The organism is Ignatzschineria sp. 22MB058224 (assembly GCF_058188435.1).
On the sequence record NZ_CP187366.1, the window covers coordinates 1,055,983 to 1,070,459 of the forward strand.

Here is a 14,477-nt window from a genome sequence, read left to right on the forward strand (position 1 = left end):
TGTTTCAGTGATATTACTTTGAAGGAGTTATTACTACTCCTTTATATTCATCTTTAGGACCTTCAAAGATTTCGCGCAAACATGCAGGCAGGCTTTTATCGTACTGGTCTCTATATGACATCCAAGTCTCATGTAATCTACCTATTTTATTGAGTGTCCCCATATCATCTTTACCATTCTTACGGGCATTATAGATATCATAAACCATATCAAATCGCGCACCATATTGGTTAGATAACATCTGTATCGTAGCGTAACAAGAAGCGAATGGAGATCCTAAAGGACTACCAATAATTTCATCAGATTGATTGCTTAACTTATTAAGCTCTCTTCTCAGTGCTATTGCACTTTGCATATCTACGTCATTCTCATAATCATTTAGCACTTGAGTTGATGTAGCTAACTTCTCTTGGGCTGTTACTAATATAGTGTAGACTTCATTTTTCTTCTCATTGTACTCATCCAATTGCTTTTGGAATGAGTTATCAGATGCAATGGTGATGCTCATTAAGAGCGTAAGAGTGATTAATAATCTTTTCATAAACCCTCCAAAAATAATAGCCTCATCAATATATTATATTTTTAATTTAGGTTCTAACATTAATGATTTCCCTCCAATAACAACTCTATATACTTCCTGTGATAAGCTTCGCAAATACGCTCCAAGTAGTAAAGCCGATCAAACAATTCTTTATCATAGATCTCATAATCATATATCGATTTGAACTCATAATTGTGCCGTTTTTCCAATCTCTGGATCTCTTTAAGCACTTTATTGAGTTGGTCTTTTGTCTCGTTCAATTTTGCCTGGATAGCTTCTATCGATCTTTCGGTTATCAACATAACTTCTCCCTTTAAATAAAGGAGGTATAGTAAGAGGTTAATGATTATTAGGAAATTTATGTGTTATTATTTTCAGAAAAATAATAAGTTAATTAATTTAAAAGGGGATACTTTGAAAGAAAACAGATCTATATTTTTTCTAAGCCTGTTGATGTTAGTAATTTTTATCTCTTGGCTCTGTATTGTTTGGTTTACTCACCTTCTACCAGAAGATACCAATAAAATTAATGTCACTATTTCATCTATTACAGCAACATTAGCACCAATAGCCTTAATTGTTACTTATAGTAACTACCTAAGAAAATCAGGAGTTGATTTACGAATCAAATTACGCTTATTTCAGCTTCCTACAAAATGTTCAGAGGAGGGAGTATTAGCGGCTAGATATATTATCGTAAATCACAAAGATAAAAATACATATATACCAATTCTTTACGCCATTATTGATGATGAATATGCAATGCTCATTAATGCTGAGGGTTTTAATGTTTCACCATATATAGTTCAGAACACTTGGGGACCGTTGGGAGATATTATCACCATTGACGACAAGAAATTATCACCATCTGACTTCTTACAGGAACATAAAACCTATCAATTAGGGATTGATACTTTTTCGGAAGGAAGCTTCGTAAGTGAAAAATATTATTTTAATGAGGTATCATCACCTGATAATCCAAAGTTGGTTTTTAAAAGTAAAAAAAGACTTAAAGACTATAAACAGATTAATCGCCGTCTTTCAGATGAAGTCCAAGAAGAGATAAATAGTAATCAATCCTGCTAATTATTTAATAGAAAAAGGCCTCGTTAATCGAGGCCTACTTATTTTAATCATTTTCAATAGCTTGAATATCACGATATAACTGTGTTGACTCATCATATAACTGCTGAAGCTTGGATTCTTCATCTTCATTACGATCTCTGATTCGTTCTAAGCGAGAGATGTCTCGTTCTAGTGTTTCGAGATCATCATGCATCTGTTGCAATTCACGCTGTTTTTCTTCTTTCAAATGCTCTTGATAAAGCTCATCATCAACAATCCAAGATTCCGTCTTTTGATCCCAAACTTCGTAAGGTTTTCCCTGCTCAACATTGACCGGATAGCCCGCTTTGTTGGGCTTAATCGCTTTACCCTCAGATTGACCGTTGAAAATCTCAGTGTGTTGTTCTTCTGAAATCTGAACCGAATCTGCCGGGGCAGATACCGGGTAGAATGAATTTGTTGTTGCTGAATATAGATAAAATTGTTTCATTGTTTTTCCCCTTTTTAATAACCGATTGCGATATATGAGAATGCAATTGTTGTAGTTGATTGTACTTTAAAGCCTGTTTTAGAAAGTTCTTTATAACCGACCGCCAAATAACCTTCTCTGTCTGTAATTGTCATAGCTACAGCTGAATTACTAAAAGAAATAGGGAAATTTCTCCATTCAGGATTACCGGAATAGCCTATGCCCCACTGGATAGTGAATCCCGTTGCTTCATCTTTCCACCATCCAGTTGTAGACTTTAAGATAGTATTCTTGAATATGTCGCTTGTAAGGGCTAAAGTTCCAAACTTTCTGGGTATATTAATGACAGATATATTACTGTTATCGTTTATGTTTCTTAATACAAAATGAGCGCCCTGATTTTCCGGTTTAATCTCAAACATCAAGTATTCTTTATTACCTACTAACTCAAGACGTGAATACCCGCCGCCTGTATGATGAATTTTTACGGGATTGTCAAAGTTGTTATCTGTCTTATCTCGCTTTTTACTAGCTAAGTTATACGCACTATCCGCTCTCGTTTGTGCTGTCTTAGCATTTGCTACTGCTGTGTTTGCAGTAGTTTGTGCCGCATTCGCTTTATCATTCGCAATATTCGCACTCGTTTGCGCATTGTTTGCTGCACGATTGACATCGTTCACAATACGTTGAGATGCTGGATTATTACGATCATCTCCGAGACTGTCTTTGACGATTGGTCGGCCTTGGATGTCGTTGTAATTGATGACTCTGGCGAGTATCATCTTTTGAATCGCATCTCTTACTTGTGTGTTATTCAGCTCATTGGGATTGATTCCTGCCGATTTTAAGACTTCTAGCATCTCTAATGTGAGTGATTTTAGAGAGTCTTCTGTGGTTTGAAGCCATTCTGCCGGGACTCTTGTTCCTAGCTTGCCGGTGGCTGGATCGGGATTGTGCCACTTTTCGCCTTCCAGCTTTAAAATATCAGGATACTCTTTTTTCATGTTACTCCTCTTGTAAAGCTCGTTTTAATGCTGTTTAAACAGGGTTTAAGTGATTATGAATAGTTGAAGATACAGAGCGTATGCGCGGGCTTTAGATCGTTGAAGATCTCTTCAATGATCGGATCTCGTATTGTTAAGAGTCTTTCGCCAGCACGTGCGCTACCTGCTCGGAAGTAGTATTGTTCTGTGTAGTCACTTTTGAGATGGACATACCAAACCCACATCTGATCTAATCGTCCAATGCGGTCACCCACGCGATTCTCACCGGCGCGAAAGATATAATCATCTCCTTCGATGATTGTGATCTCGTACCCAAGGTTTTTAGCGAGATTGATGAAGTATGGGATGGATAGACCACCGACTTCAGCAAGCTTCTGTAATACTCGATTAACGCGGAACTGATAGTTCTCTTCAAAATCGATTGGGATTCCGAGTAGTCGCTCCCAATCAGCGATTAGTTCATTGGAATCATGCGGTGTGATCGCATTCAATACCTTTTGGCTGTGCGCATTGATACGGTTAAATAATCGAGCCTCAACCGTTAATGTTGCCACCATCTGCTCACCGTTGCGATCATATGAAACAGGGGGTAGAAGGCTCTGTAAGCGCTCTAGATAAGCTTTTTCACTGTAGATATGATTGTGCTTATTCATTTCATCTCTCTCACTGTAATTGAGCCTAAGCGATACCATTCGATCAGTAATGCATCTGGCGTGAGATTTTGGCTTGGTGTAATGAGCTTTCTATCCACGACACCTACTTGGTCACTAATCAAAGCCTCAATTTGAGATATAATCAGTGTCTCCGCCGGCGCAATACGGGAGAAGTGGTCTTCCAGAACTCTTTTGAGTGTCTTGGTAATATCATCTAAGGCAATCCCTTTCAGCTGTACTTCGACAACCACATCAATGCGCTTAATGAGCGGAGCAACTACATAAGAGTGCTTTGCTGTTACTGGTCTTACATCATCAATGTATGCTTGGCAGGCGTTAATCACTGATTCACTCGGCAGATCATCACCCGAGGTAATCGCGATATCCACTGTTCCAAGCCCACGCCGAAGCGGATAGACATAAGCATTGGTCACGCCGGGCACTTCTAACGCCCATCGTTTATAGTCGTAGCGGTTTCCACCTGCTGGAGGTCGTCTTAGGATCTCAAGATATCGGGCTAAAAGATCACCATCTGACTCGATATCCGTGCCTCCCTTCGTGCTAACAATACATTCTGAACGAATGCCGGCAGGTGCTGCTGTTAAGAGGCCATTGGCTTCTACAAAGTTGCTCTTTGTGCCGGGCTCTTTAGCACTGATCTTGATTTCTGCTTGATTGCTTTCTAGCGTTGTATCACTAAGGGTGAGAAAGTAGCGATCATTTACTTTGATCTCTGTTCCAGCGGGAATCTTTCGGCCTTTTTCTCCCGTGATTGTTGCGATACCTTCCGCTTTAACGGCATTTTTACGATAGATTGCACGTGTTGATGCGTGCTTTTCTAAAAATTCACTATCAGCACTATCAGCAAAGATCTGTCGCGCAATCCAAGCGTGATGGGCATAGAGTCCTTCCGCAAGAGCGGCTAAGCTTGAAGCACGAATATAATTGTCACTATCTGAATGAATCGCTGCACTTTGATCGAGAGAAGTGATGTCGTTGAGGATCATCTCTCTGATCTCATCAAAGCTCGGCACCATTAACGGCATATTCTCTCCTTAGATAATTGGTACAAGGTGGTTAAAACTGTTGCGCTTACCTTCGATATCAACAACAGTGATATGTAGTAAAAGGGAGCCGTTCGCTTGAGTTGCGTCTACATCGATGATTTTTGCACGTTCCTCATCTAAGATGGGTTGTAGTGCCTCTTCTGCATATTGAATCGCTAACAAGCGAACACGGCTCACATTCTTTTCTCGCTGCAATGTATGCAGCAATGATCCAAGTTCGGGATCTGCCCAGTAAGTTCCCTTAGGTGTTTCAAGGCGAACATAAACAGCATTCTCTAAGCTGTTTCCGATCCGCTGATCTTGATAGTAGTCTCCCGTTCTCGGGTCAATTAATCTGTCCATATGCGTATCTTAAGCAATAAAAAAGCCTACACATCGGTGTAGGCTTTCAGGGTTTAATCGAGGTTAATAGTGATTATGGTGATTAGAGTGGTTTAGAGGTAAAGATCAATTCTTGCTGCTAAAACATGTAGACCATTTACCACATCTGCCGGAATGATGAGGTTTAGGCGGTTGGCATCTTGGAGATCACGTTCTACGACTAAGAGTGATTTATTCTCTTCCACTTGCTCCAAGATCTCTAAGTCTTCTAACTTCATCAAGACATCTAGAGTTTCAGAGCGCACCTTTGGTGGTGTCTTATCAGAGAGCTTTTCGCGCGGGAATCTAAGCGCATAACGTTGATCTAAAGCATCACGCGTATAATCGAGCGTTCTGATCGTTGTGACATCTAAGAGCGCCGGATCATCTGTTCCAGTGGCATTCTTCGTATAAGTGGTAATCGCGCGCATGATTTGAACTCGGTTATTGACTACCTGTAGTGGTGACAAACCGTTATAGAGTGCATTGTTAAACTCCGAAAAGGTTGGCCACTCGGATTCCGGCGTAATATCTAAGCCCTTAATCTCAAGTGTATTGAGCGGTCTTGCTGGATCTTCTTCTGAAGCCATCACTGCTGCAAAGCCAGCGGCAATCAGAGCATTACCCATCTTCGAGCCTTTATACCACTGCAAAATCATGCGTCCCGAATTGAGTTTACTTGCCTTGGTAATACCTTGTGCCAATGTGCCATTCCAACCGGCAACACCGATTCCACCGCGCTTCTCAATCGCATTAGACACTGCTTCGATATGCTCATTTAAGCGCCCTAAGTTCTCATCATCAGAAAAAGCACTCACATAGATGTGGTAACGTTTACCGGCCACTTCTGCCAATGCTTCAGAGATATCGGCATTACCTTGGCCATTCTCCATGTTACCGACTTTTAATGTCACGCCGGGCGCATTGCTTTGGCCATCGATATAGATCTCATTACCGATCTCTCCACCATTTTTCGCAGTCAATGTAATACCGGCACCTTCCGCTTCAGCCGTTACTAAAACTGATTCATTGGCATTAATCACAGCGGTTAATCGTTCCGCTAACTCCTTAGCGGTTTCGCTACGAGTTGCTGCAATCTTAAGCGATTCTTTCCCAATATTGAGAATTAGCTGTCCCTCTCGAGTTGCAGAGCCTTCGATTTCAATCTTACCAACCGCTTTCACGGCGGCAGGATCATCCGGTAAACCGATGATGGAGAGGTTGATATATTGGTTATTACGGATCGCCTGTTGCGCCATGAGATGCGCCCAAGAACCGTAGCCAAACTTTTCACCGGCTTCAACATCAGAGAAGACCATAACTGCCTCAAGGGGCTTCTGTGTGCCTGAATCAAGCATAGGCGCGACAATTAGTACGTGCTGTGGATTGACTGGAAGATTACGCACTGCGAGCTTCGTATTAAACTCAATATAACGCCCTGGCACTCGGATTGAGCTTGGGATCGTTTCAAAACTAACGTTAGGACTGGCCATTATTGATCTCCTTTTTCTGTTTTGCTTGTTGTCTTGCGAACTGCTTTAGGCTCTGGCACCTCAATAAGATCACCATCACTGATACGCCGGCGATAGTAGAGCGTATTTGGCACTTCTACGGCAGTATCTGTAATGTAGCGATTGGCGCGGTTCTCATAAGGGACTTTTAAGCCGGGAGAGGCTTTTACAAATAGTGGTTTACTCATCTTTCTTTCCTTTCAACATATCTAAGATATTCGCACTATCACGGGTGATATGCTTCATTTCTACTTTTGCGGTTGAGTCTGGATCAAAGGTTGGATCTTTAATCTCCGCATTGATCTCATGCAGGTCTTCCAGCGGTTTGATCAGCGCTGTACGGCGGAACTCGTTAAACCAGTAATCCTTATGATTAGGATCATCGGTAATTTCAGGATAGGCACCATCTTCTAAGAGCTGTGAGTTATCAACTACCGCACTCCACTCAATGGCAAAGACAGAGAGCGCATTGCGTTGCACAATGTAATGATTGAAGAGAGAACGTATGCCGGTAGGCCTTAATCCTCGATAGACAATTCCGTCTAATGTCTGATTAGTAAGAAGATAACGAACTGCTTTAATCAGGTTATAAGTGCCGATCTCATACTTATAAGCGCCACCTTTCCGCGCGGACTCTTCTGACCTAACAGATTGGACTGCAATCATCGTAACAAAGCGGTGCTCTTCCAAGTAGCGACTTCTTGAAGTAGATCGCGCTTCAATCGATGCGCCGGCATATGTCACCCAAATTGAGGGCATAGCACGAATCGTATTAAAGAGATCATCTCCATCAAGCTCACCGCCGTAGGATTTAACTTCTCGAACGATCTCACCTAAGCCTTCTTTTAAGCGTTCAACAATCCGATTTTCAATCTGCTCAATCATAAGATTCCTCTAACGATTTTGACGGCTAAAGACTGAGTTGTTGAGGTTTTGGAAGGCAATTAGATCACTATCTTCCGCTACCTCCTCACTCTCATCATCGATTAATGGAATTGCGCCATTGGCCACTCGTTCTAAGAAGCGAATTGCTCGCTCGTATGCATCAACAATCTTCTCACTCATCATGAGATAAGAAGCTTCACATAAGAAAAAGCGAGCGATATTCACACAGTGCCGTTTGAGAATAGGAGGCGTCTTCTTAAACGGTAATGAATATCGCCCGAGATAACCGTTGATTTCGTGTGTTGCATCATCTAAAGCGATCTGAAGAACTTCATTACTGATCACGCCATCACGCACGCGATCCGATAACTCAATCGCTTCTTGCTCTCCAAACTGTCTCACTAAATCATCAATCGATGCGTATGAAATCATGATCTTTTCCTTATCAATTATTGTGAAATAAGAATTGCGTTATCTTGCTGCAACTCTGCAAGTACCTCATCGCTTACTTCATACCTGGTTCGCTCATTGGTGACTTTGATACCGGCTCTAAAGCGTGTCTTAATCCCTACCGGAGTTTGTAGATAGACAATATTTAAGCCATCTTTGGTTTTGCCACTTTCGAGTTCTTGTAACTTTTTCTCTGCCACTTCAAGTGCTTTTTTAGTTGCTTCATGGGCTTTTGTTTCAGTTTCAAGCGCTGTCTCAAGCTTCTTTTGATCAGCTTGAAGGGCTTTGTTTTCTGCTTCTAAGGTTGCAAGATCTTGCGTTTCTGCTGTTTTGGTATCTTTACTCATTTGATCTCTCCATTTGTGAATGCCTCACCAGGAGGCACCCACGTTTAAACAGGGTTTAAAGAGTGGTTAACCACGGATTAAAGGGCTAACCATGGCGCAACAATCGGCGTTAATAAGCCTTTTAAGGTGTTAGTCGTGCCTGCGATTACATCTGCATTGCAGAGTTCTAGGGCTTTGGCCTCATCGTTCGGATGAACCAGGAGGATGTTAGGATTCACATTGATAATGCGGCCACCATCGCCTTTGATAGTACGCATCTTCGCGCGAACATCTAACACCGCATCTTTGCTCAGATCCGCTTTCACTTTATGTGCAAACTGCCACATACCATATCCAGCGGCACCACGTGCGCGTGAACCGTAGAGGTATTCATCTTTCATAAAGACGCGATCTGATTTATCCGCATCGTTCTGAACATTGAATTCAGGGCTAACGCGGTTTTGGTAGATCAGTGGTTTGACATGGCGCGTGGTATCGAGCAGATAGAATGCATTCTCAGAATCGCCATCTTCTGTAATATTGGAGACAAATTCAGGATCACCTTCCTGATCTACTTTTTTATAAACGGGATGCTCTTTATCAAAGAAGGCTTGGCCGTCATAGCAGATACCTGTTTCGCCATTTTTAAGAGCTTCAAAAATCAGCTCATCGGGCAACTCAGCAGCACTCATCGCCATCTCACGGATCATATCGGTATAGAGCCCGATATTATCGTCTTCGATATCTTCGGCACGAACACCGACCGTTGCCTCGAACTTGCGATTCACTAAGAACATCGCTTGTGCTGCCATTTTTTCGATCGTTCTCTCATCGAGCCACTCCTGCATTCGCGGGAATCGACCTAACCAGCCGTAGGTATTAGATGTAGTGTTAGAAGGGATGACCATCGCAAGTTTCTGGTAAAGCGTCGGGGTAGTCTCTAAGATACGCGCAAACTCTTTGCGATAGAGTGTGTTAAGACCGCGCAGGATCTCGGGAATATTGTTTTTAGCCATGCTTATTCTCCTCGGGATTTAGCATTAGTGAATGAAAGGCCTGTTAGCTTCTCTAAGCGTTGTTGCTCAGCTGTTAAAGCATCAGTATTAGGAGCGCCACCGCTTTGGGTTTTGCCGATGGGGACGATAGGTTGAGCATTTGCAAGATACTCTTTGAGGAAGTCGATATTTTTAGTACCGAGATTAAGAGCCCAGTTTTTCTGAGATGGGAGGAGCTTGCCGGTTTGTAGCGCTTCTTCTACAACACTATTGAGTGCTTGGGTGTTTTGCGCTTTTTGTAACTCGGCAAGTTGATCTCTGATTTCGTTAAAAGCTTCAATAGGTACATACTTTTCAGGATCAGGCGCTTCAGTAGGAGCTTTTGCATTTTTTTCTGGCTCTTTAGGTGGCTCTGCCGTTGGTTCTGGCTCTTTCGGAGCAGGATCTGCTTTCGGCGTTTCAGATGTCTTTTGCGTTAACCAGTCCACCTGATTGACCATCTCTTTCACTGCACCGACTAATTGATCAGCAGATAAGCCTTCAGCATTATCAACCAGTGTCTTCAACTGTTCGAGGAAGCTACTACGGCTTCGGGTAGTCGGCACAAGCTCACTCAACGCCACCACTTTTGCCATCCCATCAATGGCTGGCGTATTCGTTAATCCCACATTAAAGAGTGAGAGAATGTTGCCTTCTTCATCAGATTCAAAGAAGGGAGAGATATAGCGATACTCATCATTTTTGATCTGCTGTGCTGCCGCTTCATTCCACTTAACTTTGGCAAAGAGTCCTTCACCTTCGCGGTATTCGAGCTCTTTAAACCATCCAGCGGCGGGATTAGGTTGCCCATTGCTTGCGGCGTAGATCGTTTGATGCTCATAATCGACCATATAGTCATCTTTCTGGGCATTTGCTGCTTCAATGAGCTTATTGGCAAACTCAGCAGTTAACTGCCAACCTTCTGGACGACGACCATCTTTTGCATAAAATCGGCCATCAGGGAAGATCTGGATCTCACCATTGCCATCACTATCAATGTTTTTATCGATCGTGAGCGTTAGCGCCACCATATTGTGATCGGGTTGATCAGATTGTTGATTGGCGCCTTTTGTGAGCGCCCATTTTTCTCGAAACTTATTCATTCATAACATCCTCTATAAGATTGATCGGAAATTCGTGTCCAATTTCTTGCTCTGAGGAGCCCAATGTAAAATTATCGAGGCGATAAAAAAGGGTGAGCCCTTTCAGGGATCTAAAAGGGCTCTTAAAGTCATTTTTAATGAGAAAAGTGGGAAGAAGGGAAAAGTTGGCTTTTAAATAGTGTTTAAAACGTTCAGAATAGCGTTTAAAAACGTTTAATAAATTTTGGACGAGTGAATATCAATTAAAAGAATCTACAAAGCAATTTGAGGCTATAAATCGCCTGCCAAATATTTTGAGATTGTATGAGAGATTTCTTCAATTTCATTATCCGTTAAAACTAAGAACTCACGCTTTGGAATTTTAGATCCCGGGTGATTAACCTTCTTTACATAACGACCATTAAACTTTAAGGCCTTTTTATGCTTTGGACGAATCACATGGGGTTTGGTTTGACCTCCAAAGTTATGGATACCTGCATAGACAACATTGGTTCCCACTACGGCGCTATCATTATCTGACAGAGAGCTGATACTCCCGGCAAGATGCCCAGTTAATGTAAGAGGCAAACCACCTCGGCGAACCGGAGCCCACTTTGGTCGACCGCCGGCACGAAAGTTATCTTGTACACCTGCTTCCATCACTCCGGCAATCTGTCTCATGAGCGGTTGGCGCTGAGTACAGCGCTCGGCTAATTGATCTAACTGGTTTTGTAACTCTTTAGAATCAATAGTGAATTGGATATCAATCATTTTGATTACCTCTTAAATACTTTTTAAATGCCTTTTAACACGACTGCATTCTTTAGCTCTCTTTGAAACAGATCATCAGCAATAAAGTAGATCGATTCCAGATTGAGTGTTTTAAGAGAAGTTGTCTTCACAATCGCATGCAACCACTGTTGCCCCTCTTTTTTTACAAAGATCTTTTTACCTTCTCTCTCTAATATATATTCAGGCTTATTAAAGAGTGAAGGTAATAGCGAGTATGTATCTACAGTTAGAAACTCATCTTTAAGATGATCATTAAATTGCTTCAGTAGAAGATCATCAGATAATAGAACCGTTTTACTCGGTAGGGCTAAATCATCCTCAATAACGCCAGCCGTAAAATTAAGCTGAGAGCGCCGGCGATTTCTAATCTTATTGAATGTAGCGCGATCGATCTTTTCATTATCGCGTAATCCTAAACGTTTCCGCTCCTCCAGATACTCTTTCTCTAATCGCTGATATTGAAGCTTAAACTCTGGGCCACTCATCTCTTGAACCGCGAACTGGTTCGCAATCTTAGGATCATATTGATCTAAGTTTGGCCGATAGCCGTGGCGGTGAACGTTATAGCCAAAGTCTTTGCCAGGGTAGACTCTCGTGCCTGCGCGATCGAAATATTGGCGACCTTCTTTATCTTCATGTACTTCAGCACTATTTGTTTCAATCCCGCGCTTTTGTGCGTAATACTCTGAACGTGCGATTACGGTACAACGGCAACGATAATCAATTGGCGGATAAAAGGTCTGCCAAAAGGGATCATCATAGCGTTTAATTACACCATTGAGTGCAGCATGACTTGCTCTTGTCTTATCATCATTGACGGCCACATATTCCCAGTACGGCATAGCCATCGCATTATCGATCTGTCTTTGATAACGCGCCGTCTGATAGGCTGAACTCATATTGGTATTGAAGATCGTACCGATGCGATGAGGGGCTAGAATCTCGCCAGTGGCCGGATTCACAACATCACCATCGTTAATCCAGCCACGCTTTTTGGTTTGATTGAGAATATCATCACGCCAGGCATTAAAGCCTTTGCCATTTTTAATCGCCTCATCAAGACTATCTTTAAAATCTTGGAGCAGATTAATATTGTTAATATTCTTCAATGTAAATGCTTTGGCATGCATACTTTCGCCAAGAGCGGCCATCTCATCAGAGGGCAAAACCTTCTTTCTTGTAAAGAAATCAATCGCGCGCTGGTTTGGGAGGTTGAGCGCAAACCCGAGATTAATTCTTTTACTCATGACTGATCTCACTCTCTTCATCGACACTTAAGATCCCGGCGATATCTGCCACCAACAAAGCCTGGCTCATCGCTTCATTAAATTGGGTATCTTTGTTCATCTCTTCCATCATCGTTTCAAGCATCGCCTCCGCTTCTTCATAGCTCTTTGCTTCTTTCAGCTTTGCTACCGCTTTACGAACAACAGAATCATAGCTCTGCGTATATTTGCTTGGTAAGCCACGGACTGCGGTATCAAGTTCCTCTTGTGATTCGATTGCACTGGTTGCCTCATCATCCAGAGGAGGATTCTGGCTGAGGGCAACGGTATGAGTTGAACAGCAAGAGCATTTTTGGTTCCCGGGCAAATATGTATGAAGAAGAGCATTATTAGGAGGTTGCTGACTCATAAAGAAAGGCGATGCTGGTGCGGTATGACTTGCTTGCAATACCTCATCATCTTCTGAAGGCTTACTAAACCCCGTCTGCTCGTAAAATTCATCGGCTTTTATTGGTGCAATATTTCGGGCTTGATCGAATGTTTGCACAACAAGCGAAAGATCTTTCTTCTCCCGCGTATCAAATTCAAAGTATGGCAATCGATTAAGATTCACATCAGAAAAATTCTTCTGTAATACCGGGCCAATGAGTTGCATAGTGATTGTCTGCGCAATCTGCTTAGCATCACTGATTAAAATATCGTGGCGCACTTCATTGTGAACATTACCAAGCGCATTAGTTGATGTTTTACCATCTGCTTGGCTTGTGAGTGTTCCACCGAGAATGATTTTTGAAATCCACTTTTCACAAAGCTCAATCATGGCAAGATAAGGATCTTCTGATCCGAGAGCCGCATTGATTAATTCAACATTCATTGACTCGGGCATAATCCCGGCGGCATTGTGGCCAATGGATGCAAGCGCATTTAAGAGGATACGGCGGTTCGCTTGAGTCGTCCCTTCAGGGTATTTACCGATACGAATTGGAAGCCCATAGAGCTCTAAGAACTCAGCAAAGTCTAAGACTGAGAAATTCTTCAGCGCAAATATCCAAGCTAACACTCTAAAGAGGCCGGAACGTGCTTGAGCACCGGACTTTACTTTGTGCCGGTGGATAATCCACGTATCTGGCCATAAAGCTTCCCCCTCGAAGTTACCCGGCGTTAGGAGGCGAAATTCGTTAGTTTGGATATCATATTTAAAATGGGATTGCGGTTCCCAATCGAACTTATAGGGTAGCAGTTTCCCATCTGAATAATCCCACGTCATCGCAATCGCAGAGAATCCGGCACCGATTCCATCTGAGAGATCGAGTAGTAAAGAATCAATATTAGAGATATTCTCCAAATAATCGCGAATGAATTCAGCTTGCTTCTCTTCTGCCGGCGTTGGATTCTTAACGCTTTTAATGCTCCATTCTAAAGTGAGAATCGCATTCCGGCGCTTTTGCATCTCGGCAAAGATATGTCCATCTTGCTCTTCCATTTCAAAGAATAAAGCATGCATCGCGCTGATATCGCCCTTATCCGCATCATCCAGTAAGCGTTTTAACTGTACCGGCGTTATCGTCCGCGCATTGCTCTCATAATATGTTGGCATCTGATCCCGATCGAGATCATCCACCTGTGTTTTATTTGGTTTTAATGCTGCTTTAACAGCACTTGAAAGTGCGTTTAAACCTCGTTTAAAGATGTTCATTATTCTCCCCACAAAAAAAGCCTACATTAGCGGTAATGTAGGCTCTTCAATCACCTTTGAGTGGGTGATGGGGTTCAGGGGTTATCCTAAAGTATATTCTGTCGCCATCTTACATTCAGGATCTTGTTTTATAGCAATTAAGTACTCCATAGCTAGCTTATATAAATCCATATAAGTGTAATCTTTTCCCGGCTCAGCACCATGTGCTAACAAAGAATTTTCAATATTGCTAACAATAACGGTTAAAGCATCTTCTAAGGCCTTTGTATCAACCATTTCATAGCGTCTAGTAAGTCTTTTAGTCATAATATTCCTT

General features: G+C 42.2%; 18 protein-coding genes. 1 reads left to right on the plus strand and 17 read right to left on the minus strand.

Translation table 11 applies throughout. The features are described from left to right. Window positions 1-13: 13 nt before the first annotated feature. Window positions 14-541 (minus strand): hypothetical protein, encoded by a 528-nt coding sequence (locus tag ACPF7B_RS04470; RefSeq protein WP_490506426.1) that lies wholly within the window; start codon window positions 539-541, stop codon window positions 14-16. Between the two features lie 360 nt (window positions 542-901). Between ACPF7B_RS04470 and ACPF7B_RS04475 the strand changes: the two genes are divergently transcribed. Continuing rightward, window positions 902-1,627: a hypothetical protein gene (locus ACPF7B_RS04475; RefSeq protein WP_490506427.1), complete on the plus strand. Its 726-nt coding sequence runs from the start codon at window positions 902-904 to the stop codon at window positions 1,625-1,627. 43 nt (window positions 1,628-1,670) lie between these two features. Here ACPF7B_RS04475 and ACPF7B_RS04480 read toward each other — a convergent pair whose 3' ends face one another. The 16 genes from ACPF7B_RS04480 to ACPF7B_RS04555 all read right to left on the minus strand — a co-directional run bounded on the left by ACPF7B_RS04480 (window position 1,671) and on the right by ACPF7B_RS04555 (window position 14,467). Then, window positions 1,671-2,096, minus strand: a complete 426-nt coding sequence (locus ACPF7B_RS04480; protein WP_490506428.1) for a hypothetical protein — start codon at window positions 2,094-2,096, stop codon at window positions 1,671-1,673. A 14-nt stretch (window positions 2,097-2,110) separates the two neighbouring features. Next, a complete protein-coding gene (locus ACPF7B_RS04485) occupies window positions 2,111-3,079 on the minus strand; it encodes a gp53-like domain-containing protein (RefSeq protein WP_490506429.1) in 969 nt (322 codons plus the stop codon). A 53-nt stretch (window positions 3,080-3,132) separates the two neighbouring features. Next, window positions 3,133-3,732, minus strand: coding sequence for a YmfQ family protein (locus ACPF7B_RS04490; protein ID WP_490506430.1), 600 nt, complete (start codon window positions 3,730-3,732; stop codon window positions 3,133-3,135). Beyond that, window positions 3,729-4,778 carry a baseplate J/gp47 family protein gene (locus ACPF7B_RS04495; protein WP_490506431.1) on the minus strand — a complete coding sequence of 350 codons (1,050 nt, stop codon included), beginning with the start codon at window positions 4,776-4,778 and terminating at the stop codon, window positions 3,729-3,731. The genes ACPF7B_RS04490 and ACPF7B_RS04495 overlap by 4 nt, the downstream gene beginning before the upstream one ends. Before the next feature lie 9 nt (window positions 4,779-4,787). After that, window positions 4,788-5,141: a phage GP46 family protein gene (locus ACPF7B_RS04500; protein WP_490506432.1), complete on the minus strand. Its 354-nt coding sequence runs from the start codon at window positions 5,139-5,141 to the stop codon at window positions 4,788-4,790. A 92-nt stretch (window positions 5,142-5,233) separates the two neighbouring features. Continuing rightward, on the minus strand, window positions 5,234-6,652 hold the full coding sequence (locus ACPF7B_RS04505) for a phage tail sheath subtilisin-like domain-containing protein (RefSeq protein ID WP_490506433.1): 1,419 nt from the start codon (window positions 6,650-6,652) through the stop codon (window positions 5,234-5,236). Further along, window positions 6,652-6,858, minus strand: a complete 207-nt coding sequence (locus ACPF7B_RS04510) for a DUF2635 domain-containing protein (protein WP_490506434.1) — start codon at window positions 6,856-6,858, stop codon at window positions 6,652-6,654. Before ACPF7B_RS04510 ends, ACPF7B_RS04505 begins: the two co-directional genes overlap by 1 nt. Beyond that, complete coding sequence (locus ACPF7B_RS04515; RefSeq protein WP_490506435.1) at window positions 6,851-7,555, minus strand: DUF1834 family protein; 705 nt, start codon at window positions 7,553-7,555, stop codon at window positions 6,851-6,853. The genes ACPF7B_RS04510 and ACPF7B_RS04515 overlap by 8 nt, the downstream gene beginning before the upstream one ends. A 9-nt stretch (window positions 7,556-7,564) precedes the next feature. After that, complete coding sequence (locus ACPF7B_RS04520) at window positions 7,565-7,987, minus strand: gp436 family protein (protein WP_490506436.1); 423 nt, start codon at window positions 7,985-7,987, stop codon at window positions 7,565-7,567. 17 nt (window positions 7,988-8,004) lie between these two features. After that, complete coding sequence (locus ACPF7B_RS04525; protein ID WP_490506437.1) at window positions 8,005-8,352, minus strand: hypothetical protein; 348 nt, start codon at window positions 8,350-8,352, stop codon at window positions 8,005-8,007. A 77-nt stretch (window positions 8,353-8,429) separates the two neighbouring features. Next, window positions 8,430-9,347: a Mu-like prophage major head subunit gpT family protein gene (locus ACPF7B_RS04530; RefSeq protein ID WP_490506438.1), complete on the minus strand. Its 918-nt coding sequence runs from the start codon at window positions 9,345-9,347 to the stop codon at window positions 8,430-8,432. 2 nt (window positions 9,348-9,349) lie between these two features. Beyond that, window positions 9,350-10,468: a phage protease gene (locus tag ACPF7B_RS04535; protein WP_490506439.1), complete on the minus strand. Its 1,119-nt coding sequence runs from the start codon at window positions 10,466-10,468 to the stop codon at window positions 9,350-9,352. Between the two features lie 270 nt (window positions 10,469-10,738). Then, window positions 10,739-11,218 (minus strand): phage virion morphogenesis protein, encoded by a 480-nt coding sequence (locus ACPF7B_RS04540; protein ID WP_490506440.1) that lies wholly within the window; start codon window positions 11,216-11,218, stop codon window positions 10,739-10,741. 23 nt (window positions 11,219-11,241) lie between these two features. Next, the gene (locus tag ACPF7B_RS04545; protein ID WP_490506441.1) at window positions 11,242-12,486 is read right to left on the minus strand and encodes a phage head morphogenesis protein; all 1,245 of its coding nucleotides are present in this window, start codon (window positions 12,484-12,486) and stop codon (window positions 11,242-11,244) included. Continuing rightward, window positions 12,479-14,161 (minus strand): DUF935 domain-containing protein, encoded by a 1,683-nt coding sequence (locus ACPF7B_RS04550; protein ID WP_490506442.1) that lies wholly within the window; start codon window positions 14,159-14,161, stop codon window positions 12,479-12,481. The genes ACPF7B_RS04545 and ACPF7B_RS04550 overlap by 8 nt, the downstream gene beginning before the upstream one ends. 81 nt (window positions 14,162-14,242) lie before the next feature. Next, a complete protein-coding gene (locus ACPF7B_RS04555) occupies window positions 14,243-14,467 on the minus strand; it encodes a hypothetical protein (RefSeq protein ID WP_109202162.1) in 225 nt (74 codons plus the stop codon). Window positions 14,468-14,477: the final 10 nt, after the last annotated feature.